We start from the raw sequence: 21,240 nt of genomic DNA, 5'->3' as shown, positions 1-21,240 counted from the left end.
CTAACTACTGGCGCGCAGCCGGCGCGAGATGACGTAGTTGACGATGCCGACCACGATCAGGATCAGGAACATCGTCCAGGCGATCGCCGAGGCCCGGCCCAGGTGCTGGTTCACCCAGCCCTGCTCGTACAGGTACAGCCCCAGCGTCTGGAACTGGTGCTCCGCGCCGCCCGAAGCGCCCTTGTTCGCGTCGAACAGCAGCGGCTCGCCGAAGACCTGAGAGGCGCCGATCGTCGACACGACGACCGTGAACAGGATCGTCGGCCGCAGCGACGGCAGCGTGACGTGCAGGAACTGCCTCCAGCGGCTCGCGCCGTCCAGCGCCGCCGACTCGTAGAGGTCCTGCGGGATCGCCTGCATCGCGGCCAGATAGATCAGCGCGTTGTAGCCCGTCCACCGCCAGATGACGATCGACGACACCGCGATCTGCGACGGCCACTTGTCGTTCTGCCAGTCGATCGCGTCGATCCCGACGAAGTGCAGCGCCCAGTTGATCATGCCGTAGTCGCGCCCGAAGAGCAGCACGAAGACGAGCGAGGCCGCCGCGATCGACGTCGCGTACGGCGCGAGCATCGCGACCCGGTAGAAGGTCGAGGCCCGCAGCCTGTAGTTGAGGATGTGGGCCAGGCCCATGGCCATCAGCAGCTGCGGAACGGTGGAGATGATCCCGATCGTCAGGGTGTTCTTCGCCGCGTTCCAGAAGAAGTCGTCGTCGAAGATGCGCGTGTAGTTGCGCATCCCCACCCACGTCATGTCGGTGGGCGCGGTCAGCTCCACCTGGTGCAGCGAGGCCCAGCCGGTGTAGAGCAGCGGGAACAGGCCGAACGCGAGGAACAGCAGGAAGAACGGCGAGACGAACGCGTACGGGCTCCAGCGCATGTCGCGCTGCCAGCGGCGGGAGAGCCGGGCCCGGCGCCGCTGTTCCGCCTCCGGTGAGACGGCGGGCGGGCGGCCCGGGGCCGCGCCCCCCTCCTTGACGGGGGGCGCGGCGGTGTCGTGGCGGGTGGCCATGCGGGTCACTTGTCCAGGTTGTTGTCGATGGTCTTGGTCGCCGTGTTCCAGGCTTCCGCCGCCGACTTGCCCTTCGTCACGAGGAAGACGCCGTTGTCGGACAGGCCCTGCTGGATGATCTGGTCCTTCGGGCCGATCACCTGCACCGGGGCGGTCTTGGCCGCCTCGGAGAAGACCGTGCCGACCGGCGAGTCACCGGTCATCGCGTTCTTGGCGCCGGTGACTTCGGGCATCGTGTACGTGGCCGGCGCGCTCGGGAAGTTGCCCTGCACCTTGAAGAGCTTCGCCTGCTGCTCGGGCGCGGTCAGCCACTTGACGAGCTCTTCGGCCTCCTTCACGTGCTTGCCGCTCTTGGGCACGCCCAGGAAGGAGCCGCCCCAGTTGCCGGACTTGGGTGCGACGGCCACGTCCCACTTGCCGGCGTCCTCGGCCTTCGCGTTGCCCTTGATGGTGCCGAGCATCCACGGCGGGCAGGCGATGGTGGCGAACTTGCTCTGGGCGATCGTCGTGTTCCAGGCCGGCTGGAACTGCGTCTGGGGCTGGACCAGGCCCTCCTCGGCGGCCTTCGCGGTCAGGTCGAAGGCGGCCTTCACGGCCGGGTTCGTCTTGTAGATGACCTCGCCGGAGGAGTCGTAGAACTTCTCCTTCTCACTGCTGAGGATCGCGTTGATCAGACCGCCGGGGGAGTCCATGAAGAACGTGCCCGCCTTGGCCTTCTTCTTGTACTGCTCGCCGGCGGCGATGAACTTGTTCCAGTCGCCGGCCCACAGCTTGCCGACCGCCTCACGGTCGGTGGGCAGACCGGCCGCCTGGAAGAGGTCCTTGCGGTAGCAGAGGGCCATCGGGCCGACGTCGGTGCCGAGGCCGATCGTCTGGCCGTCCTTGGTGGTGGCCTGCGACCACTTCCAGCCCAGCCACTGGCTCTTGTCGACGCCCGAGACCTTCGACATGTCCTCGAACTTGGCCGCCTGGGTGGCCACGACCTCGGCGATGTTGCCCACCTCGATGGCCTGGACGTCCATCAGGCCGCTGTTGGTGGTGAGGTGGTTGACCAGCGCCGGGTAGTAGTTCTCGTTCTTCTCCGTGACATTCTCGGCGATCTTGATGTCGGGGTGGAGCTTCTCGTACTCGGTGTAGAGGCCGGCCTCCTTGAAGCCGAAGGTGCCGAACAGACCCAGCGTGATCGTGGTCTTGCCCTTGCCGCCGCCCGACGACGCGCCGTCGGAGGCGTTGTCGTCGCCGCTGTCGTCGGCACAGCCGGCCAGCAGACCGGCGCCCAGTGTCGCGACGGTCGCGAGGACTACCGCCCGGCGGGCGGTTCGGGTACGTGCTCGCATTGCGTCCTCCTGTTGCCCTGACGTGCCGACCCCCCGGCCAACTGCATTGTTGGGCCCGTTAGTTACTCGCTGCGGCTCGGGCGGGGAACGTGCGGGATGTGTATGTGTCAGGTACCGTGGGAGCGCTCCCACAGGTGATGTGTTGAAGAGTCGTCGGTTCGGGCGGGGGTGTCAAGGGCGGGGGACCGGAGAGATGCGTTCAGTTATCGGCCCGTTAGCTAACTCGCCGGGACAGCGCTTTCCCGCCAGGGGAGGGCGAGTTGGGCCCGTCCGGCGCGGGGCGCCGACGGCCCGCGCGGCGGCGCCGCGGCGCAGGCCCCCGGCGACGGTGGCCCGACCGGGCCGGACCGGGCAGGACTGTTAGATTCCAGGCCAGCGCGAACAACGGCGGGAAGGCGGAGCCCATGGCAAGCCACGGAACGCGGGGGCGGAGCGGTGGTCGGCCGACCCTCGAAGAGGTGGCCGCACGTGCCGGCGTCGGCCGCGGCACGGTCTCCCGGGTGATCAACGGCTCGCCCCGGGTCAGCGACGCGACCCGCGCGGCGGTGGAGGCGGCGGTCGCCGAGCTCGGCTATGTCCCGAACACCGCGGCCCGCGCCCTCGCCGCCAACCGCACGGACGCGATCGCGTTGGTCGTCCCCGAGCCGGAGACCCGTTTCTTCGCGGAACCGTACTTCTCGGACATGCTGCGCGGCGTCGGCGCGGAACTCTCCGAAACCGAGATGCAGCTGCTGCTGATCTTCGCGGGTAGCGACCGCGAACGCCGCCGACTGGCCCAGTACCTGGCGGCGCACCGTGTGGACGGCGTCCTGCTGGTCTCGGTCCACGCCGACGACCCCCTGCCCGACCTGCTCGCCCAACTGGAGATCCCGGCGGTGATCAGCGGCCCCCGCTCGGCCGGGGAGACGCTGCCCTCGGTGGACTCCGACAACTACGGCGGCGGCCGCTCGGCGGTCGAGCACCTGCTCTCCCGCGGTCGCACCCGCATCGCCCACATCACCGGCCGCCTCGACGTCTACGGCGCCCAGCGGCGCGTCGACGGCTACCGCGACGCCCTGCGCGACGCGGGGTACGAGGTGGACGAGGGCCTCATCGCCCCGGGCGACTTCACCGAGGAGGGCGGCCACCGCGCGATGCGCGAACTCCTCGCCCGCACCCCCGCCCCCGACGCGGTCTTCGCCGGTTCCGACGTCATGGCCGCCGGCGCCCGCCAGGCGCTGCGCGAGGCGGGCCTGCGCATCCCGGAGGACGTCGCCCTGGTCGGCTACGACGACTCGGCCATCGCGCGCCACATGGACCCGCCGCTGACCAGCGTCCGCCAGCCCATCGAGGAGATGGGCCGCAGGATGCTGGACCTCCTGCTGACCGAGATCGCGGACCGCCGCCCGGCGGTGTCCCGGGGCCTGGAACGCCGACAGGTGGTGCTGGCCACGGAGTTGGTGGGGCGGGCCTCGTCCTGAGGCCGCTTTCGTGTGGGGGAGGGCTTCGCCGCGGTCGGGAGTGCCGGCGCCGGGCGGTGCGGGTCACTGCAGCAAAGACGACCGCCACCGGATCTCGCCGTCGTGTTCCTCGCCCGTCGGGGACAGTCCCGCCGCCGTGGCGACGGCGGCCGAGGCGTGGTGGTCCGGGTGGATGTGGGCGATGACCGTGTGCACGCCCTGCTCCCGCAGCCACCCCACGAGCCCCCGCGCCGCCTCCGCGGCGAGGCCCCGGCCCTGCCAGGGGACGCCGGTCACCCAGGCGATCTCGGCGGTGCGGCCCCGGTCCGTGATCGTCGCCTGGACGGTGCCGGTCAGGCAGCCGGCGTCGCGCAGGCGCAGGACCCAGTTGCACCAGGAGACGGCCGGGTCCGGGGAGCCGGCGACGAGACGTCCGTAGCGGGCGTGCAGGGCTTCCGGGCTGCTGGGGGCGCCGCCGATGAAGGTGTGCAGGGCGGGATCGGCCAGGACGGTCGCCATCTCCGCCGCGTGGTCCACGCGCAGGGGGAGGAGGTCGAGACGGGCGGTGCTGATCGGTTGGGCGTGGACTGCCGGCCCCATGGACGAACGCCCCCGTTCTCGGAAACACATCAGCCGGTGACCTCCCTTACGGGAAGTCACCGGCTGATGACTCAGGGTGAGTGACGGGACTCGAACCCGCGGCATCCTGGACCACAACCAGGTGCTCTACCAGCTGAGCTACACCCACCACGCCCGGCAGTTGGACTTTGCGGTCTCCCTACCGGCCGAGAAAAAGTGTACAGGGTCCGAAGGGGTGCTCGCGCACGGCTTTTCCGGGCGCCTCCCGCGGCCCCCTACTGGGCGGGCAGGACGTGCTTCGCGGCGATGGCCTTGGCCGTGTCGGAGTCCGGGCCGGGCTGCGGTACGAAGACGGCCTCGCGGTAGTAGCGCAGTTCCGCGATGGACTCGCGGATGTCGGCGAGCGCGCGGTGGTTGCCGTTCTTCTCCGGGCTGTTGAAGTACGCCCGCGGGTACCAGCGCCGGGCGAGCTCCTTGATGGAGGAGACGTCCACGATGCGGTAGTGGAGGTAGTTCTCCAGGGCCGCCATGTCCCGCGCCAGGAAACCGCGGTCGGTGCCGACGGAGTTGCCGCACAGCGGCGCCTTGCCGGGCTCCTTCACGTGCTTGCGCACATACGCCAGCACCTGCTCCTCGGCCTCCGCGAGCGTCGTCCCGCCGGCCAGCTCGTCGAGCAGCCCGGACGAGGTGTGCATCTCGCGCACCACCTCCGGCATCGTCTCCAGTGCCTTGGCCGGCGGGCGGATGACGATGTCCACACCGTCGCCGAGGATGTTCAGCTCGGAGTCGGTGACGAGGGCGGCAACCTCGATGAGAGCGTCGTCGGACAGCGAGAGGCCGGTCATCTCGCAGTCGATCCACACCATGCGATCGTTCATGCGACCACCCTAAAGCTGACGTCGGCTTTTCGGACGCCCCGCGTTTGTGTGGGCCTTGTCCACAAGGGACGCGACCGTGAGGTCCACGCCGAACGCCGGACGGGTCGAGTCGGTCCCGTCCGGCGTCACGAGGTACGTGCTCAGCTACCGCTGCGCTGCCCCGGCAGACTCGCCCGCGAGCTGGCGTACGCCTCGCGCGCGTGCTCGGACGGCAGGGACGCCGACGAGCCCACCGCGCCGGCCGCCGCGGTCGCCGTGCGCCGGACCTGCGGCGGGACCGGCCCCGGCCCCTCCGGGTGCAGCGACGGCGGCGGTGGCGGCGGCGACGGCTCGCTGTCCGTCGTGCGTTCGCCCTGTGGCCTGCGCGCCCGGTACGCCGCCCGGTACGCCGCCGGGGACGAGCCCAGCTGGCGCCGGAAGTGGCCGCGCAGGGCCACCGGCGAGCGGAAGCCGCACCGGCCCGCGACCTCGTCCACCGAGTAGTCCGACGTCTCCAGCAGACGCTGCGCCTGCAGCACCCGCTGGGTGATCAGCCACTGCAGTGGCGCGCTGCCGGTCAGCGACCGGAAGCGGCGGTCGAAGGTGCGGCGGCTCATATAGGCGCGTGCCGCCAGCGTCTCCACGTCGAACTGCTCGTGGAGGTGTTCCAGCGCCCAGGCGACGACCTCGGCGAGCGGGTCGGCGCCGATCTCCTCCGGTAAAGACCGGTCGAGATAGCGCTCCTGGCCGCCGGATCGGCGCGGTGGGACGACGAGACGCCGGGCCAGCGCGCCCGCCGCCTCGTTGCCGTGATCTGTCCGCACGATGTGCAGACAGAGATCGATTCCGGCCGCGGTGCCCGCCGACGTCAGGACGTCGCCGTCGTCCACGAAGAGTTCTCGTGGATCGACGTGCACCGACGGGTAGCGCTTGGCCAGCGTCGGTGCGTACATCCAGTGGGTCGTCGCCGGGCGGCCGTCGAGCAGGCCTGCGGCGGCCAGCACGAACGCGCCGGTGCACAGGCCCACGATGCGGGCGCCCTCTTCGTGCGCCCGGCGCAGCGCGTCGAGCGCCTCCTCCGGCGGCGGCGAGGTGATCGAACGCCAGGCCGGCACGACGACCGTGCCCGCCCGTGAGATCGCCTCCAGGCCGTGTGGCGCGGTGAGTTCCAGGCCCCCCGTGGTCCGCAGCGGGCCTTCTTCGCCGCCGCACACCAACAAGCGGTAGCGCGGCACGCCGGCGTCCTGGCGGTCAATCCCGAACACCGACAGCGGAATGGAACTCTCGAAAATGGGGCCGCCGCTGAACAGCAGCACCGCGACGATCTCCTTGCGGCGTCGCCCGGACAGTTTCCGGGCCGCGGCTTCCGGCGCGGCAGTGGAGTCGTGGCTCATCCTGCTAAGCCCCCCTCGGTGGTCGCGGCTCCTCGGTTGTGTCGCTCCTGCACGTTTCCCCTCGGTCCTGCACGAGTCCCCCGCCGTAGACAGTCAAGATCGAATCTACTGTGTCGCATGATGCCGGCGTGGCCAGTTCACCACCCGGCAGATTGTCGACATGGCAACTTGGCGTGAAGCATTCGATCACGAAGCGTTGCACTAGTGGGCCGTGCAGGGAAGTGCGCCTCGGTGCGGTGGCCAATCCACGTAGGGTGCGCAGGGCCCCTGAGGCCCTTTCCGTGCAGGTGGAACGGGGGGTGGGGGGTGGTTACGGCAAGGAATGCACAGGGTCGGGAAGTTGGCTGAAAAGATGCGGGTCCGTGCGCGAAAACCGGTCAACCGACCGGTGAGTTTCCCCCAGAGTGACGACCGCCACGACGGGACCCCGTTCCGGTGCGCTGACGGCGCCCCCGGTGGTGCGCCTGCGGCGCGTGCTCCTCGTCGAGCAACCGGGCCGCGCACCGCTCGGACCGGCGCAGCAACACCCGGCAGACGGCCGTGACGGCGGCGAGGCCGAGGGCGGTGCCGGCGGCGCCGGCCAGCGAGGCGCCGTACCAGAGGAGGACCACCGGGACCAGGACGCAGCTGAAGGCCGCCCAGCGCATCAGGTCGGTCGTCCGGTCGTCGCGGGGGTCACTGTCGCGGGTGGCGCGGGACGAGGGCACGGGGCGGGCTCCTTCCTGGGGCGGCGGTACGGCGGGCGGTGCGCGGGCGATGGTGCACGGGGTTGGCGGCGGTGCACGGGGTTCAACGTCCGTCCGGGCGGTCGGTCACTGTCGGGGTCGGTTCCGCGTAAATGAATCCTGTGCAAACCGCCTGTACGGGGCAGCAACCATTGCGTTACGGGCGTCCGCTCGTGCATGCTCCCTGGAACCCCCACCGGGGGCGTGCGGGATCTGGGCCCAGGAGGCGTGCCGCCGTACCCTTGGGGGTATGGGGTTGGGAAGACAATTCCCGGACAGCTCCGCCGCTCACCGCCGTCCCACCCGTATAAGGATCGATACGCCGAGACAGCCATGGCCGGTCACGAATTCTTCGAACCCGCGGACCGCAAGCGGCCCGTCGCCGACCCTACGGCGGCCGAGCCCCTGGCGGCGGAAGACGCACGCCACTCCTGCGATCCCGCCTTCAAGCACGGCGTGGTCGTCGGCTTCGACGGCTCCACGTCCAGTGAGCGCGCGCTCGCGTACGCCATCGGCATGGCCCATCGCTCCGGCTCGGGCCTGATCATCGTCCACGTCGCCAACCGGCTGCCCACCACGGTGTGGGCCGGCTGCGAGCCGCCCGTCTTCGTCGACGTGCCGGACCATCGCACCGAGGTGCTCGGTCTGGAGCTCGCGTGCGCGGAGTACCTCGCCGAGGTGCCCTGGATCCTGGTCGAGCGCGGCGGCGACATCTGCCACGAACTCGAAGAGGTGGGGCGGGAGTACGAGGCCGACGCGATCGTCGTCGGCTCGACCCACGGCATCGTCGGGCGCATCTTCGGCTCCGTCGCGGGGCGGCTCGCCAAGCGGGCGAAGCGGCCCGTCATCGTCATTCCGTAACGCGCCGCTCTCCGGGCGAGAGCCGCTCTCCGGGAGAGATGAGATCCGGGCGCCTCGCCCTCCTGCCGTCCACTCCCTTTGTGCGCAGCGTAATACTACCGACGCGTAGAGGTGTTTGTGCCCTTGTGAAGGGCATATATCGCTCACACACCTGCACATGCGTGAAGCATGAAGCGTGAAGGGAGCTTGCCGTGGACAACGACGTCTCTGCGGGAAGCAGCATCACCACCATCGCCGGCCGACTCGCCCTCGGCGTCACCCTGTTGGCCTTCGGCCTCGGGTACACCGACCTCATCGACGGCGTGACGGCTGCGGACGCCGTATCCATCGCCCACTACGTCGGCGGTGTCGCGCTGTTCGTCGCCGGCCTGTTCGCCCTCCGGGACCGCGATACGGCCACCGGAACCGCCTACACCGTGCTCGGCGCCTTCTGGTTCACCTGGGCGGTCTCCGCCGGGACCCAGGTCTCCGACAACGCCGCGGGGCTCTTCCTGGTCCTGTTCGCCCTCGTGGCGCTCTCCCTGACCGTCGCGGGCGGCGACCAACTGACCCAGGGCACCTACGGGTTGTTCCTCGTCGGGCTCGTCCTGCTCGCCGTCGCCCGGTTCGCCGGCAGCGACGGTCTCACCAAGGCCGGCGGCTGGTTCGCCGTCGCGGCGGGGGCGGTCGCCTGGTACGCGGCGACGGCGGCGCCGGCCCATTGGCCCACGGCGCTTCCCAGGCGTGCTGCTCGCCCCGGCGTGACGGCCACGGGCTGATCGGCAGCCGCGCCGGGGAGTTGGGCTTCCCCGGCGAACGAGAGCGGACCCCCCGTGACTGGTGGCGTCACGTGGGGGTCCGTTCCGTTCGTCCCGCCTACTCGACCGTTACCGACTTCGCGAGGTTGCGGGGCTTGTCGATGTCCCTGCCGAGGGCCTTCGCCGTGTAGTAGGCGAGGAGTTGGAGGGGGATGCCCATGAGGATCGGGTCGAGTTCGTCCTCGTTCTTCGGGACGACGATCGTCTGGTCGGCCTTCTCCTGGCACTCGTGGGCCACGGCGAGGATCCTGCCGCTGCGGGCCTTGATCTCCTCCAGGGCCGCGCGGTTCTTCTCCAGCAGGTCGTCGTTCGGGACGATCGCGACGGTCGGCAGCGCGGGCTCGATGAGGGCCAGCGGGCCGTGCTTGAGCTCGGAGGCCGGGTAGGCCTCGGCGTGGATGTACGAGACCTCCTTCAGCTTCAGGGAGGCCTCACGGGCGACGGGGTAGCCCCGGACGCGGCCGATGAAGAGCATCGAGCGGGCCTCGGCGAACTCCTCGGCCAGCTTCTTGATCTCCTCCTCGTAGGAGAGGATCTCGGCGATCTGGCCCGGCAGCTTGCGCAGTCCCTCGATGATGCGCTTGCCGTCGCGCACGGAGAGGTCGCGGGTGCGGCCGAGGTGCAGCGCGAGCAGCGCGAAGGCCACCGTGGTGTTCGTGAAGCACTTGGTCGACACGACGCAGACCTCGGGGCCGGCGTGCACGTAGACGCCGCCGTCGGCCTCGCGGGCGATCGCCGAGCCGACGACGTTGACGACGCCCAGCACCCGCGCGCCCTTGCGCTTCAGCTCCTGGACGGCCGCCAGCACGTCGTACGTCTCACCGGACTGGGAGACGGCGATGTACAGGGTGTCGGGGTCGACGACCGCGTTGCGGTAGCGGAACTCGGAGGCGGGCTCGGCGTCCGCGGGGATGCGGGCCAGCTCCTCGATCATCTGGGCGCCGATCATGCCCGCGTGGTACGAGGTGCCGCAGCCGAGGATCTTCACGCGGCGGATCTGACGCGCCTCGCGGGCGTCCAGGTTGAGGCCGCCGAGGTGCACGGTGGAGAAGCGGTCGTCGATGCGGCCGCGCAGCACGCGGTCCACGGCGTCGGCCTGCTCGTGGATCTCCTTGTGCATGTAGGTGTCGTGACCGCCCATGTCGTAGGAGGCGGCCTCCCACTCGACGGTGGTGGGCTCCGCGGTGGTGCGGGTGCCCTCCGTCGTGTAGGTGCGGAAGTCGTCGGCCTTGAGGGTGGCCATCTCGCCGTCGTCGAGCGTGACTATCTGGCGGGTGTGGGCGACCAGCGCGGCGATGTCCGAGGCGACGAACATCTCCTTCTCGCCGATGCCGAGGACGACCGGCGAGCCGTTGCGGGCCACGACGATGCGGTCGTTGAAGTCGGCGTGCATGACGGCGATGCCGTAGGTGCCCTCGACGACGCGCAGCGCCTCGCGGACCTTGTCCTCGAGCTTGTCGGCCTGGGCGCGGGCGATGAGGTGGACGAGGACCTCGGTGTCCGTCTCGGAGAGGAACTCGACGCCGTCCGCCTCCAGCTTCTTGCGCAGGTCGGAGGCGTTGTCGATGATGCCGTTGTGGACGACGGCGACCTTGAGGTCGGTCGACATGTGCGGGTGGGCGTTCACGTCGGAGGGGGCGCCGTGGGTGGCCCAGCGGGTGTGGGCGATGCCGGTGGTGCCCTTGAAGCGCGCCGGGACCTTGGCCTCCAGGTCACGGACGCGGCCCTTGGCCTTGACCATCTTCAGGCCGGCCGTCTTCGGGGCGGTGACGACTATGCCCGCGGAGTCGTACCCGCGGTACTCCAGGCGCTGCAGGCCCTCCAGGAGCAGGGGAGCGACGTCACGCTTCCCGATGTATCCGACGATTCCGCACATATACAGGTATCCCCAAGCTTCGGTTCAGCCGTAGACGATGCGCCGCAGTTGCCTGAGCGTGAGCTCGGGCGGGGCCACCGCACGGTATTTCAGGTCCGCCTCGATCCGATCGAAGATCTCCACGTTCACCAGGCCCTGGGCCTGGAGCTCGCGGTGGCGGCGACGGACGTAGTTCTCGGTCGTCTCGTCGAAGTAGGCGAGCACATCCTGGATCACCCGCAGCGCCTCGCCCCGCTGGAGGGGCGTGGAGCGCGTCAGGTGATCAACAAGTTCGTCGTGCACCCGTAGATCCTGAGGGACGCGAGCCGGTTTCGCAAGAAACGTGCCCGATTTCGGGCAGGCCTCTGTTAGGGAGCCTTGGGGGAACGTTGAATGTGTTATGAGCCCCTGTTCGCGATCCGTCCATTTGGCGTCTTGCGGCCCGTCGCCCGAGGCCACGAGTTTCAGACGTCATGGACACTCCTCGCATGGGCGTACCCGAGCAGCTCGCCGACCGCATGAGCATGGCCGAGCAGCACGAGTACCTGCGCTCCAAGTTCTCCCGGCGCACGATGATCAGAGGCGGCGCCGTCACGCTCGGCGCCGTCACCGGTGGCGCGTTCGTGACCGGCGCCACGGCCCAGGCCGCCGTTCCCACGCAGCCCCTCTCGCACACCGAGTCCGTCGACGGCGCCCTCGTCGCGCCCTTCGGCCGCCACCTCGCCTACGGCAACGACCCGCGCACCGAGATCACCGTCTCGTGGCAGGTCCCGGTCGCGGTGAAGAAGCCCTTCATCCGCATCGGCGCCCACCCCTGGGACCTCTCCCGCAAGATCGAGGCCGAGGTGCGCACCCTGTTCACCCCGGCGGGCGTGGGCGCGAGCGGCAACTACACCCAGTACTACGTGCACGCCAAGCTCACCTGCCTCAAGCCCGGCAAGACGTACTACTACGGCGTCGGCCACGCCGGCTTCGACCCGGCCGAGCCGCACCTGCTGGGCACCCTGGGCACCTTCACCACCGCCCCCGCCCACAAGGCGCCGTTCACCTTCACCGCCTTCGGCGACCAGGGCGTCAGCTACCACGCGCTGGCCAACGACAGCCTGATCCTCGGCCAGAACCCGTCCTTCCACCTGCACGCCGGCGACATCGCCTACGGCGACCCGGCCGGCCAGGGCAAGACCTCCGACACGGTGTTCGACTCGCGCACCTGGGACCAGTTCCTCGCCCAGACCGAGTCCGTCGCCAAGTCCGTGCCGTGGATGGTGTCGTACGGCAACCACGACATGGAGGCCTGGTACTCGCCCAACGGCTACGGCGGCGAGGAAGCCCGCTGGAGCCTGCCCGACAACGGCCCGGACGCGAAGAACCTCCCGGGCGTCTACTCCTTCGTCTACGGCAACACGGCGATCATCTCGCTGGACCCCAACGACGTCTCCTTCGAGATCCCGGCCAACCTCGGCATCTCCGGCGGCACCCAGACCAAGTGGTTCGAGGCGCAGCTGAAGAAGTTCCGCGCCGCGAAGGACGTCGACTTCATCGTCGTGTTCTTCCACCACTGCGCGTACTGCACCTCCACCGCGCACGCCTCGGAGGGGGGCGTGCGCCAGGAGTGGGTGCCGCTGTTCGACAAGTACCAGGTGGACCTGGTCATCAACGGCCACAACCACCAGTACGAGCGCACCGACGTCATCAAGGGCAACACGGTCACCAAGAAGCTGCCGATCGGCGGCACGGCCTACTCCGAGACCGAGGGCGTCGTCTACGTCACGGCGGGCGCGGCGGGCCGCAGCCTGTACGCCTTCACCGCCCCGGACTCCTACGAGGGCCACGAGCACGAGGTCGACTCCGTGGCCTCCTTCGTCAACCTCAAGGACGGCAAGCAGAACGAGACCGTCACCTGGTCGCGCGTCCGCTACCTGAACTACTCGTTCCTGCGCGTGGACGTCACCCCCGCGCCGAAGGGCCACTACACGACCCTGAAGGTCCAGGGCATCGCCGAGACGGGCGACCGGATCGACCACTTCACGGTGGCCCGCAAGGCCAAGTAACCGGATGCGCGCGCCCGGAAGGCGGGGCACGCACACCTGACGCCGGCAGGCGGTCCGCACCCGCGCTACATGCGCTTGAGGACCGCCTGTTTGGCCATCGTGAACTCCTCGTCCGTCAGGACGCCGTCGCGGTGCAGTTCGCCGAGTTCGCGCAGCCGGCGCAGCAGCGCGTCGTGGTCGCTGCCCGGCAGCGGGTCCGGCTCGGGCCGCTGCGCCGGTACGGCGTCCTCGGGGGCGGCGGCCGGATGCGGCAGCCGGGCCTGCACCGCGGCCGCGATCAGCGCCATCAACGGGTCCTTCTTGAAACCCCACAGCTGCACCGCGTTGGGGTCGTACTGCGGCGGCGTCGTGGTGACCGCGCCGCGCACCCGGAACCGCAGGAAGCCGCTGTCCAGACCGCCCGCGGGATGCCACTCGACGCCCGTGATGTCCTCGACGGCGAGGGTGCGGGCGCCGGCCGAGGACTTCGCCTCCTCCGTCTTCCAGTTCCACTCCAGGCGCACCCGCTCGCCGTCGAAGCTCGCCGTGCCGTCCCCGGCGGAGGCCGACAGGGGCACGGACGGCCCCGGCAGCAGATACCGGTCCACCGGCCCGGCCGGGACCTGGTCGAGGAGCAGCGCGCTGCGCACCTCGTCCACGACGTACTCGGCGACGCCGTACCGGTCGGACTCGACGGTCAGCTGGTAGGGGTCGTGCGGCTCGGCCAGCCGTCCGCCGGTCGCGTGCAGCAGCGGGTCCGCGCCGTCGCGCAGCCGCAGCCTCAGCCGTCCGGTCCTCTTGCCCTGCTCGAACGAGATCCCTGCCAACGCGCCCAGGGGGACGGCGAGTTCACCCAGTTCCTTGCGGAGCAGGCCGACGTTCTTGTCCCGTCCCGGGGTCAGCCGCAGGGCGTCGCCGTCGAAGACCCAGGTGCCGTCCCGCTGGATGATTTCCGCCATGGGGGGATTGTTCCAAAGAACAGGGCGGGCGCCCCCGAGGACCGTACTCGGGGGCGCCCGCCTGTCGTGATCAGAACCCCGAGACGGGATTCTTCAGGGTGCCGATCAGCTGGAGGGCGCCCGACGGGTCGGCCAGGTCCACCATCTGCTTGTTGTCGCGCAGCTGGAGCCGGTTGAGGCAGGACAGGGCGAACTCGGGCGCGAACAGGTCGTACTGGCGGAACCTGTCGGCCAGTTCGGGGTTGGCGTCCTGGTAGGCGTGGGTGACCTCGGCGACCGTGCGCCAGAAGTCGTCCTCCGCCAGGATCCCCTCGGTGGCGAGGTCGGCCGCGAGGAAGCGGAAGAAGCAGTCGAAGACGTCCGTGAAGATCGACAGCAGTTTCGTGTCCTCGGGCACGTCGACGCGGATCCGCCGGACCTCCGGCGGCAGCACCGCGTCCGGGTCCATGACGGCGATCTCCTCGGCGATGTCCTTGTAGATCGCCCGCTGCACGACCCCGTCCTTCAGCACCAGGATCGTGTTCTCGCCGTGCGGCATGAACGCCAGGTCGTAGGCGTAGAAGCTGTGCAGCAACGGGGTGTAGTACGCCTGGAGGTAGCGGCGCAGCCACTCCACCGGCGCCAGCCCCGACTGCTCGATCAGCGCGCCGGCCACCGACCGTCCCTCGTGGTCCACGTGCACCAGGGAGGCCATCGTGGCGAGCGACTCACCCTCCCGCAGCGTCGGCACCGGGCTCTCCCGCCACAGCGCGGCCAGCATCTTGCGGTACGGCGAGTAGCGGTCCGTCGCCGCCTCGTACTCCAGGTGCCGGTAGCCGACGGCCGCCCGCTCCCGGATGATCGACAGGCCCGTCGACTTCAGCACCGGGTCGTTGTCGATGAGCTGGGCCAGCCAGTCGTTGATGGCCGGGGTCGCCTCCATGTAGGCGGCCGACAGCCCGCGCATGAAGCCCATGTTGAGGACGGACAGCGCCGTCTTCACGTAGTGCTTCTCAGGGTGCGAGGAGTTGAAGAACGTCCGGATGGACTGCTGGGCCAGGTACTCGTCGTCGCCCTCGCCCAGGCACACCAGGTTCCGGCGCGCGATCTCGGCGGCGAAGGTGACGGTGAGCTTGTTCCACCACTGCCAGGGGTGGACGGGGATGAGGAGGTGGTCGGCGGGGTCCAGGCCCTGCTCGCGCAGTCGGCCGTGGAACCGCTCGACGGTCGCCTCGCCCAGCTCCTCCCGCACGAACGACTCGTAGTCGATCCCGACGCCGGCCGTGAACGCGGCCCGTGAGCGGTGCGCGGCCAGCCACACCAGCCGGACGGGGCTCGCCGTCTCCGGGGCGTACGACAGGTACTCGTGGACGCCGAAGCCGAGCCGCCCGTTGTTGGCGACGAAGCAGGGGTGGCCCTCGGTCATGCCGGTCTCGATGGCCTGGAAGCCGCCGCGCACCAGCTCGGCGGAGGTCACCTGCGGCTTGGCGAGCTTGTAGCAGGCGCCGGAGAGGGTGGAGGAGATCTCCTCCAGGTAGACCGGCAGGATCTCGTCGCTCAGGCCCAGCGTCTTCTTCAGCTCGATGAAGAAGTCCAGTGCGGCGAGCGGGAGCTCGGCGTCGTCGCGGGTGCGGGTGATCGAGTCGGCGTTCACCTGCCAGTGGTCGAGGGCGCGGCGGACGGCGGTGAAGCGGTAGTACGTCAGCCCGTCGTCGCTGCGGACGACGTACCGGCCGTCCCGCTCCTCGGGAGTGATGAGCCGCTCGTGCGCGAACTCCGCGAGGGCCTTGCGGACGAGGAGGCGGTTGGCCTTCTCCCAGCGTTCGGGGGAGAGGTGGGCGACGGCGTCGGCGAGGCTCATATGGTCGCTCCCTTCACGGCGGGGCGGTGCCTGTCGACGAAGCGGTCCCGGGTGCAGAAACTCAGCAGGGCCCTCTTCTCCGGCTTCTGGATCTCCCGCTCGGGCACGAATCCGACGGCTTCGTTCAGGGCGTGCACGGCCTTGTTGGACACGTCCGGCTCGACGACGACGCGGTGCACCTCCGGGTCCTCGAAGAGGTGGGCCATGACGGCGGTGATGACGGCCCGGGTGAAGCCGTGCACGGGCGTGTCGGTCGCCGGGGTGAGGAAGTGCATGCCGACGTCGCCGGGCCGCGGCTCGTAGAGGCCGACCAGTTCGCGGTGGGCGGGGTCGTACTTCTCCATCAGGAAGGCGGGGACGCCGTCCTCGTCGAGACCGAGCAGCGCGTGGTGGTGCTCGTCGGCCGCGATGTCCGTGTAGGCGCGCTCGACGTCCACCAGCGTCGCGTCCTGCATCATCCAGAAGGCGGCCTTGGGGTGGGTGACCCAGGCGTGCAGGAGCTCGGCGTCCTTCAGGGGGTCGAGCGGGCGGAAGGCGAAGGTCATGTGGCGAACTCCTGGAACGCGATGGTCTTCTCGACCGGGTAGTACTCGCTGCCGAGCAGCTCTCGGATGATGTAGCTGTTGCGGTAGGCGCCCATGCCGAGGTCGGGCGAGGTGATGCTGTGCGTGTGCACGCCCGCGTTCTGCAGGAACACGCCCCGGCCCGTGGTGTCGATGGCGTAGTTGCGGGCGACGTCGAAGTTGCCCTGGGAGTCGTAGCGCAGTCTGTCCTTGACCGGCGCGAGGAACTCCGGCTCGGCGTACCGGTAGCCGGTGGCCAGGACCAGGCCCTGGGACTCGATCTCGAAGTCCTTCTCCTGCTCCTCCTGACGGAAGGACAGGGTGTACGACCCGTCGGCGTAAGCGGCGCTGTTGAGCGAGGAGTTGGTGAGCAGCCGGGTGGGGACCGGGCCGCCGAGGTTCTTCTGGTAGAGCAGGTCGAAGATCTCGTTGATCAGGTCGCCGTCGATGCCCTTGAACAGGCCCTTCTGCTCGGCGGTGAGGCGGTAGCGGGTGCGCTCCGGCAGGGCGCGGAAGTAGTCGATGTACTCCGGGGAGGTCATCTCCAGCGTGAGCTTGGTGTACTCGAGCGGGAAGAAGCGCGGGGAGCGGGTGACCCAGTTCAGCCGGTAGCCGTGGACGTCGATCTCGCCGAGCAGGTCGTGGTAGATCTCGGCGGCGGACTGGCCGCTGCCGACCAGCGTGATCGACTCCTTCTTCTGCAGCTCCGCCTTGTGCTGCACGTAGCGGGAGTTGTGGATGAAGTCGCCGCCCAGCCCGGCGCAGGCCTGCGGGACGTATGGGGAGGTGCCGGTGCCGAGGACCAGGTGGCGGGCGCGGTGGACGTCCCCGGCCGTGGTCCGTACGGCGTACAGCGCGTCGCTCTCGTCGTACGTCACCTCCGCGACCGTCGTCGAGAAGCGCACGCTGCTGAGCTTGCCGGCCGCCCAGCGGCAGTAGTCGTCGTACTCGACGCGCAGCGGGTAGAAGTTCTCGCGGATGTAGAACGAGTACAGCCGCCCCTTCTCCTTCAGGTAGTTGAGGAAGGAGTACGGCGAGGTCGGGTCGGCCAGGGTGACCAGGTCCGACATGAACGGCGTCTGGAGGTGGGCGCCGTCGAGGAACATGCCGGCGTGCCACTCGAAGTCGGGCTTGGACTCCAGGAAGACGCCGTCGAGTCCGTCGATGGGCTCGGTGAGGCAGGCGAGGCCGAGGTTGAAGGGGCCGAGCCCGATCCCCACGAAGTCATGGATGCGGCTGGCTTCAGGAAGCGCGGTCAAGGGACTCTCCCAGGTACTGCTCGGCGTGGCCGGCGATCAGGTCGAGGACGGCGGCGATGTCGTCGGTCGTGGTCTCGGGGTTGAGCAGGGTGAACTTCAGGTAGTGGCGGGCGCCGACCTTGGTGCCCGCGACCACCGCGTCGCCGGAGGCGAACAGGGCCTTGCGGGCGTAGAGGTTGGCGCGATCGATCTCGGCGGGGTCGGTGACGGCGGCGGGGATGTAGCGGAAGACCAGGGTGGAGAGGGAGGGCTGCACGACGACGTCGAAGCGGGGGTCGGCGGCCAGCAGTCTCCAGCCCTCGACGGCCAGGTCGCAGACCTCGTCGAAGAGCTGCCCGATGCCGTCGGCGCCCATCGTGCGCAGCGTCATCCACAGCTTGAGCGCGTCGAAGCGGCGGGTGGTCTGCAGGGACTTGTCGACCTGGTTGGGGATGCGCTCGGTGACCATGCGGCGCGGGTTGAGGTACTCCGCGTGGTACGTCGCGTGCCGCAGGGTGGCGGCGTCGCGCACCAGGACGGCGGACGAACTCACCGGCTGGAAGAACGACTTGTGGTAGTCGACGGTGACGGAGTCGGCGCGCTCGATGCCGTCGACGCGGTCCCGGTACTTGAGGGAGGCGAGCAGCCCGCAGCCGTAGGCGGCGTCGACGTGCATCCAGGCGCCGTACTGGGTGCACAGTTCGGCGATCTCGGGCAGCGGGTCGATGGACCCGAAGTCGGTGGTGCCGGCGGTGGCGACGACGGCCATGGGGACGAGGCCGGCCTTCGTGCAGCGCTCCAGCTCGTGGGCGAGCGCGACGGTCTGCATGCGCTTGTCGTGGTCGACGGGGATGGAGACCACCGAGTCCTGGCTCAGCCCGAGGAGCTTCGCGGACTTCTTCACGCTGAAGTGGCTGACCTCGGAGGCGAAGATACGGAGTTTGCCGAGATCGTTCCCCTTGGCCTCCTCACGGGCGAGCAGCAGCGCCTGGAGGTTGGACTGGGTGCCGCCGGAGGTGAACACCCCGTCGGCGGCCGGGCCGAGGCCGATGCGCGCGGTCGTCCAGTCGATCAGTTTCCGCTCGATCAGGGTGCCGCCGGCCGACTGGTCCCAGGTGTCGAGGGAGGAGTTGACGGCGGACAGGACCGCCTCGCCCAGCACGGCGGGGATGACGACCGGGCAGTTGAGGTGGGCGAGGTAGCGGGGGTGGTGGAAGTAGATCGCGTCGCGGAGGTAGACCTCCTCCAGCTCGTCCAGGACGGCCGCGGTGTCGTGCAGCGGCTGGTCCAGGTCGATCCCGTCGATGCGGGGCGCGAGGGCGTCGACCGTGACGCCGGTGAACGGACGGTCGGTGGCGGCGAGTTTGGCGGCCACCCGCTCGACTCCTTCTGTCACGGAGCGGCGGTACTGCTCCGCGGTCGTGTCATTGAGCAGGTGCGAGCGCATGGTGGGGGTCCTCCGGGGGAAGGGGACGGGGCTGCTGCGGACGGATCGGGGAGCGGAGCCCCGGTTGGATTTAGGTAAGGCTAACCTAACTTTCGGCTAGGGAAACCTGGCTCCGCCGTGACTGTGATCACGCCCGTGCCCCCGCACAACTGCCTGCGGGGGCACGGTGGTTGCTGCTACTCCGCCTCGCGGAGCTGTTCCTCGCTCAGGCCCTGGCGCCAGTACCCGACGAAGGTGACCCGGCGCCGGTCCACACCGCGCTCCCGCACGAAGTGCCGGCGCAGCGCCTTCACCGACCCCGACTCGCCCGCGAGCCAGACGTACGGGTGCTCGGCGGGCGGGAGCTGTGCCTCCCGGAGGGCGTCGAGGGAACTCTCCCCGACCGTCCAGGTGATCTCGGCGTCCGCCGCGGTCGCCAACCCCTGCACGTCCCCGGCGTCATGCACCTGCAGCCACGCCCGCACCCGCTGCCCGGCCGGCAACGACTCCAGGATCGAGGCGATCGCCGGCAGCGCGCTCTCGTCGCCCCACAGCACCACCAGATCGGTGTCCTGCGGCGGCCGGAACCGGATCGCCCGGTTGTCGGCGATCGCGGGGCCCAGCAGGACCACCCGGTCCCCGGCGGCGGCCCGGGCGGCCCACGCGGAGGCGGGACCGGCCGGTGTGTGCAGCGCGAAGTCGACGTCGATCTCGTCGGGATCGCGCCGAAGGGCGCGGAGCGTGTACGACCGCATCACCGCCCGTACGTCGTCCGGCAGTTCCCGCCACCCCTGCCACCAGCCGTCCCCGAGCTCGAAGGGAACGGCGGGCTCCGACTGTCCCGGGTGCGGCAGGAAGAGGGACAGCGACTGGTCCTGCCCGTCGGAGAAGAAGTGCTCGAGATCCTCTCCGGCGAAGGAGACCCGGACCAGGGACGGCGAGAGCCGCCGGGTCCGTACGACGTGGAGCGAGAAGAAACGGAAGGGGGCGGCGACGGCGGTGGTCATGGGGGGCTCCCTGTACGCATCGGGGAGGGCGGCATCCTTGGGGGCGCGGGGGCTGTGCCGATATGCGGCTCCGCCGCGTGGGTGCGACAGGCCACAGACTGCCCGCAGTTCACCCCGCGACGCCGCATATCTTTCAGCTGACCTTCTTCGCCTTCTCGAGAGCCTCGGCGAGGTTCTCCAGCAGCGGCACACACTTGTCGTACGACAGAATCGGCTCCGGCGACCGGGCGATGACCTGCCCCGCCTTCACCGCGGGCAGCTTCTTCCACGTGGCTTCCGTGATCGCCGAAGGCTGGATCGTCGAGGACCGGTCGTCCATCATGATGATGTCCGCCGGGTACTTGTCGACGTTCTCCCAGCTCAGAGACTCGTACCAGCCGCCGCCCTGCTTCTTCGCGCTCTCCGGCGGCTCGACGAAGTTCACGCCGAGCGCCTTGAAGTACTCCAGGTCGATGGAGAGGTTGGTGCCGGAGACGTAGAACAGCTCGGCGCTCGCGGAACCGGCCATCACCTTGATGTCGGGCTTGGCCTTCGCGGCGGCGCGCAGCCGGGCGGCCGCGTCCTCGAACTTCTTCTTCGCGGCGGTGACCGCGGCCGCCGTCATGTCGGCGCCGAGGGACTCGGCCAGCTCCCACATGCGCTGCAGCGGAGCGGTCAGCTGACGGTCGTAGACGGAGATGCCGACGCTCGGGGCGAGCTTCGCGATCTTGTCCTTGGAGGCCTCGGGGACGTACCAGAGGGTGCCGGCGTCGTCGAACATCGTGGAGATGAGGACGTCGGGCGCGAGAGCCGCGTACTTCTCGACGTTGAACTCGTCCCAGACGTTGCCGAGGATCTCGACCTTGGCGATGTCCATGTCGCCGGCCTGGACGTCGGCCTTGCCGGTGGTGGTCTTGGTCGGGCCGAAGACGCCCTTGACCTGGATGCCGTAGTCGTAGAGCGCGGCGCCGACGCCGGTGAAGGCGACGATGTTCGCGGGGATCTTGTCGAGCTTCACCGCGGTGCCGCGGTCGTCCTTGAAGGTCCAGGGGCCGGACTTGCCCGAGGTGCTCGCCGACGACTGAGAGCCGCTGCTGCTCGCGTCGTCGTCCCCGCAGGCGGCGAGGACGGCGCCGAGTCCGAGGGCGCCGCCGGCGGCGAGGATGCCTCGGCGGGTGGGACGAGCGGCTCTGGCGTTGGACATGTCTCTGGCTACTTTCGAACGGGGCGGATCACCCGAGGACGGTTCGAATGTAGGTTAGCCTAACCTCAGTTTCTGTCCAGGGGGGCGGTAAGAGGGCGGCCCCAGGGGACTCCCTGAGACCGCCCTCTCACCGCCCCCG

Annotated in this window: 19 protein-coding genes and 1 tRNA gene; 4 read left to right on the top strand and 16 right to left on the bottom strand. The window is 69.8% G+C overall.

What is annotated here, in order from left to right; all coding sequences use genetic code 11:
* Together ACIBAF_RS43225 and ACIBAF_RS43220 are read right to left on the bottom strand one after the other, a co-directional pair.
* On the bottom strand, positions 1 to 1,011 hold the full coding sequence (locus ACIBAF_RS43225) for a carbohydrate ABC transporter permease (protein ID WP_399471264.1): 1,011 nt from the start codon (positions 1,009 to 1,011) through the stop codon (positions 1 to 3).
* A 5-nt stretch (positions 1,012 to 1,016) separates the two neighbouring features.
* On the bottom strand, positions 1,017 to 2,348 hold the full coding sequence (locus tag ACIBAF_RS43220; RefSeq protein ID WP_399471247.1) for an ABC transporter substrate-binding protein: 1,332 nt from the start codon (positions 2,346 to 2,348) through the stop codon (positions 1,017 to 1,019).
* A 404-nt stretch (positions 2,349 to 2,752) separates the two neighbouring features.
* On the opposite strand from ACIBAF_RS43220, the gene ACIBAF_RS43215 reads away from it, so the two are divergent.
* Positions 2,753 to 3,808 carry a LacI family DNA-binding transcriptional regulator gene (locus ACIBAF_RS43215; RefSeq protein WP_399471245.1) on the top strand — a complete coding sequence of 352 codons (1,056 nt, stop codon included), beginning with the start codon at positions 2,753 to 2,755 and terminating at the stop codon, positions 3,806 to 3,808.
* A gap of 63 nt (positions 3,809 to 3,871) precedes the next feature.
* Here ACIBAF_RS43215 and ACIBAF_RS43210 read toward each other — a convergent pair whose 3' ends face one another.
* The 5 genes from ACIBAF_RS43210 to ACIBAF_RS43190 all read right to left on the bottom strand — a co-directional run bounded on the left by ACIBAF_RS43210 (position 3,872) and on the right by ACIBAF_RS43190 (position 7,264).
* A complete protein-coding gene (locus tag ACIBAF_RS43210; RefSeq protein WP_399471243.1) occupies positions 3,872 to 4,387 on the bottom strand; it encodes a GNAT family N-acetyltransferase in 516 nt (171 codons plus the stop codon).
* Positions 4,388 to 4,462: 75 nt separating this feature from the next.
* Positions 4,463 to 4,535 (bottom strand) — tRNA-His (locus tag ACIBAF_RS43205).
* Between the two features lie 106 nt (positions 4,536 to 4,641).
* Positions 4,642 to 5,244 carry an oligoribonuclease gene (gene orn, locus ACIBAF_RS43200; protein WP_399471241.1) on the bottom strand — a complete coding sequence of 201 codons (603 nt, stop codon included), beginning with the start codon at positions 5,242 to 5,244 and terminating at the stop codon, positions 4,642 to 4,644.
* A gap of 140 nt (positions 5,245 to 5,384) precedes the next feature.
* Positions 5,385 to 6,617, bottom strand: a complete 1,233-nt coding sequence (locus ACIBAF_RS43195) for a helix-turn-helix domain-containing protein (RefSeq protein ID WP_399471239.1) — start codon at positions 6,615 to 6,617, stop codon at positions 5,385 to 5,387.
* Between the two features lie 377 nt (positions 6,618 to 6,994).
* Positions 6,995 to 7,264: a hypothetical protein gene (locus ACIBAF_RS43190; RefSeq protein WP_399471262.1), complete on the bottom strand. Its 270-nt coding sequence runs from the start codon at positions 7,262 to 7,264 to the stop codon at positions 6,995 to 6,997.
* A gap of 411 nt (positions 7,265 to 7,675) precedes the next feature.
* On the opposite strand from ACIBAF_RS43190, the gene ACIBAF_RS43185 reads away from it, so the two are divergent.
* On the top strand, positions 7,676 to 8,203 hold the full coding sequence (locus ACIBAF_RS43185; RefSeq protein ID WP_093772834.1) for a universal stress protein: 528 nt from the start codon (positions 7,676 to 7,678) through the stop codon (positions 8,201 to 8,203).
* Positions 8,204 to 8,394: 191 nt separating this feature from the next.
* Positions 8,395 to 8,961 (top strand): GPR1/FUN34/YaaH family transporter, encoded by a 567-nt coding sequence (locus tag ACIBAF_RS43180; protein WP_399471237.1) that lies wholly within the window; start codon positions 8,395 to 8,397, stop codon positions 8,959 to 8,961.
* A gap of 97 nt (positions 8,962 to 9,058) precedes the next feature.
* Here ACIBAF_RS43180 and glmS read toward each other — a convergent pair whose 3' ends face one another.
* Both glmS and ACIBAF_RS43170 read right to left on the bottom strand, forming a co-directional pair.
* Positions 9,059 to 10,876: a glutamine--fructose-6-phosphate transaminase (isomerizing) gene (gene glmS, locus ACIBAF_RS43175; protein WP_399471235.1), complete on the bottom strand. Its 1,818-nt coding sequence runs from the start codon at positions 10,874 to 10,876 to the stop codon at positions 9,059 to 9,061.
* A 24-nt stretch (positions 10,877 to 10,900) separates the two neighbouring features.
* Positions 10,901 to 11,158 carry a hypothetical protein gene (locus ACIBAF_RS43170; protein WP_399471233.1) on the bottom strand — a complete coding sequence of 86 codons (258 nt, stop codon included), beginning with the start codon at positions 11,156 to 11,158 and terminating at the stop codon, positions 10,901 to 10,903.
* Positions 11,159 to 11,343: 185 nt separating this feature from the next.
* On the opposite strand from ACIBAF_RS43170, the gene ACIBAF_RS43165 reads away from it, so the two are divergent.
* A complete protein-coding gene (locus ACIBAF_RS43165; protein ID WP_399471231.1) occupies positions 11,344 to 12,906 on the top strand; it encodes a purple acid phosphatase family protein in 1,563 nt (520 codons plus the stop codon).
* Positions 12,907 to 12,971: 65 nt separating this feature from the next.
* Here the strand turns inward: ACIBAF_RS43165 and ACIBAF_RS43160 are convergent, their stop codons facing one another.
* From ACIBAF_RS43160 to ACIBAF_RS43130, 7 genes are all read right to left on the bottom strand, one after another.
* Positions 12,972 to 13,844: a DUF4429 domain-containing protein gene (locus ACIBAF_RS43160; protein ID WP_399471229.1), complete on the bottom strand. Its 873-nt coding sequence runs from the start codon at positions 13,842 to 13,844 to the stop codon at positions 12,972 to 12,974.
* Positions 13,845 to 13,914: 70 nt separating this feature from the next.
* Positions 13,915 to 15,684, bottom strand: a complete 1,770-nt coding sequence (locus ACIBAF_RS43155; RefSeq protein WP_399471228.1) for an IucA/IucC family protein — start codon at positions 15,682 to 15,684, stop codon at positions 13,915 to 13,917.
* Positions 15,681 to 16,229 (bottom strand): GNAT family N-acetyltransferase, encoded by a 549-nt coding sequence (locus ACIBAF_RS43150; RefSeq protein WP_399471223.1) that lies wholly within the window; start codon positions 16,227 to 16,229, stop codon positions 15,681 to 15,683. Before ACIBAF_RS43150 ends, ACIBAF_RS43155 begins: the two co-directional genes overlap by 4 nt.
* Positions 16,226 to 17,506, bottom strand: a complete 1,281-nt coding sequence (locus ACIBAF_RS43145) for a lysine N(6)-hydroxylase/L-ornithine N(5)-oxygenase family protein (protein ID WP_399471221.1) — start codon at positions 17,504 to 17,506, stop codon at positions 16,226 to 16,228. The genes ACIBAF_RS43150 and ACIBAF_RS43145 overlap by 4 nt, the downstream gene beginning before the upstream one ends.
* Positions 17,490 to 18,932: a lysine decarboxylase DesA gene (gene desA / locus ACIBAF_RS43140; protein ID WP_399471219.1), complete on the bottom strand. Its 1,443-nt coding sequence runs from the start codon at positions 18,930 to 18,932 to the stop codon at positions 17,490 to 17,492. The genes ACIBAF_RS43145 and desA overlap by 17 nt, the downstream gene beginning before the upstream one ends.
* A gap of 176 nt (positions 18,933 to 19,108) precedes the next feature.
* Positions 19,109 to 19,918 carry a siderophore-interacting protein gene (locus ACIBAF_RS43135; RefSeq protein WP_399471217.1) on the bottom strand — a complete coding sequence of 270 codons (810 nt, stop codon included), beginning with the start codon at positions 19,916 to 19,918 and terminating at the stop codon, positions 19,109 to 19,111.
* A 133-nt stretch (positions 19,919 to 20,051) separates the two neighbouring features.
* Entirely contained in the window at positions 20,052 to 21,101 is a 1,050-nt protein-coding gene (locus tag ACIBAF_RS43130) for an ABC transporter substrate-binding protein (RefSeq protein ID WP_399471215.1), read from the bottom strand.
* Between the last annotated feature and the right edge of the window lie 139 nt (positions 21,102 to 21,240).

The sequence above is a fragment of the Streptomyces sp. NPDC051677 genome (assembly GCF_044453465.1).
Classification (GTDB): Bacteria; Actinomycetota; Actinomycetes; order Streptomycetales; family Streptomycetaceae; genus Streptomyces.
Note: the sequence above shows the minus strand (reverse complement) of the source record. Positions and strands in the feature narration are given on the sequence as shown.

Excerpts from the sequence above, each read along its gene's own strand:
- ACIBAF_RS43225 (WP_399471264.1), bottom strand. The coding sequence starts at position 1,011 with ATGGCCACCCGCCACGACACCGCCGCGCCCCCCGTCAAGGAGGGGGGC.
- ACIBAF_RS43190 (WP_399471262.1), bottom strand. The coding sequence starts at position 7,264 with ATGCGCTGGGCGGCCTTCAGCTGCGTCCTGGTCCCGGTGGTCCTCCTC.
- ACIBAF_RS43185 (WP_093772834.1), top strand. The coding sequence starts at position 7,676 with ATGGCCGGTCACGAATTCTTCGAACCCGCGGACCGCAAGCGGCCCGTC.
- ACIBAF_RS43210 (WP_399471243.1), bottom strand. The coding sequence starts at position 4,387 with ATGGGGCCGGCAGTCCACGCCCAACCGATCAGCACCGCCCGTCTCGAC.
- ACIBAF_RS43215 (WP_399471245.1), top strand. The coding sequence starts at position 2,753 with ATGGCAAGCCACGGAACGCGGGGGCGGAGCGGTGGTCGGCCGACCCTC.
- ACIBAF_RS43135 (WP_399471217.1), bottom strand. The coding sequence starts at position 19,918 with ATGACCACCGCCGTCGCCGCCCCCTTCCGTTTCTTCTCGCTCCACGTC.
- ACIBAF_RS43195 (WP_399471239.1), bottom strand. The coding sequence starts at position 6,617 with ATGAGCCACGACTCCACTGCCGCGCCGGAAGCCGCGGCCCGGAAACTG.
- ACIBAF_RS43130 (WP_399471215.1), bottom strand. The coding sequence starts at position 21,101 with ATGTCCAACGCCAGAGCCGCTCGTCCCACCCGCCGAGGCATCCTCGCC.
- orn (WP_399471241.1), bottom strand. The coding sequence starts at position 5,244 with ATGAACGATCGCATGGTGTGGATCGACTGCGAGATGACCGGCCTCTCG.
- ACIBAF_RS43165 (WP_399471231.1), top strand. The coding sequence starts at position 11,344 with ATGGGCGTACCCGAGCAGCTCGCCGACCGCATGAGCATGGCCGAGCAG.
- ACIBAF_RS43150 (WP_399471223.1), bottom strand. The coding sequence starts at position 16,229 with ATGACCTTCGCCTTCCGCCCGCTCGACCCCCTGAAGGACGCCGAGCTC.
- glmS (WP_399471235.1), bottom strand. The coding sequence starts at position 10,876 with ATGTGCGGAATCGTCGGATACATCGGGAAGCGTGACGTCGCTCCCCTG.
- ACIBAF_RS43155 (WP_399471228.1), bottom strand. The coding sequence starts at position 15,684 with ATGAGCCTCGCCGACGCCGTCGCCCACCTCTCCCCCGAACGCTGGGAG.
- ACIBAF_RS43160 (WP_399471229.1), bottom strand. The coding sequence starts at position 13,844 with ATGGCGGAAATCATCCAGCGGGACGGCACCTGGGTCTTCGACGGCGAC.
- desA (WP_399471219.1), bottom strand. The coding sequence starts at position 18,932 with ATGCGCTCGCACCTGCTCAATGACACGACCGCGGAGCAGTACCGCCGC.
- ACIBAF_RS43220 (WP_399471247.1), bottom strand. The coding sequence starts at position 2,348 with ATGCGAGCACGTACCCGAACCGCCCGCCGGGCGGTAGTCCTCGCGACC.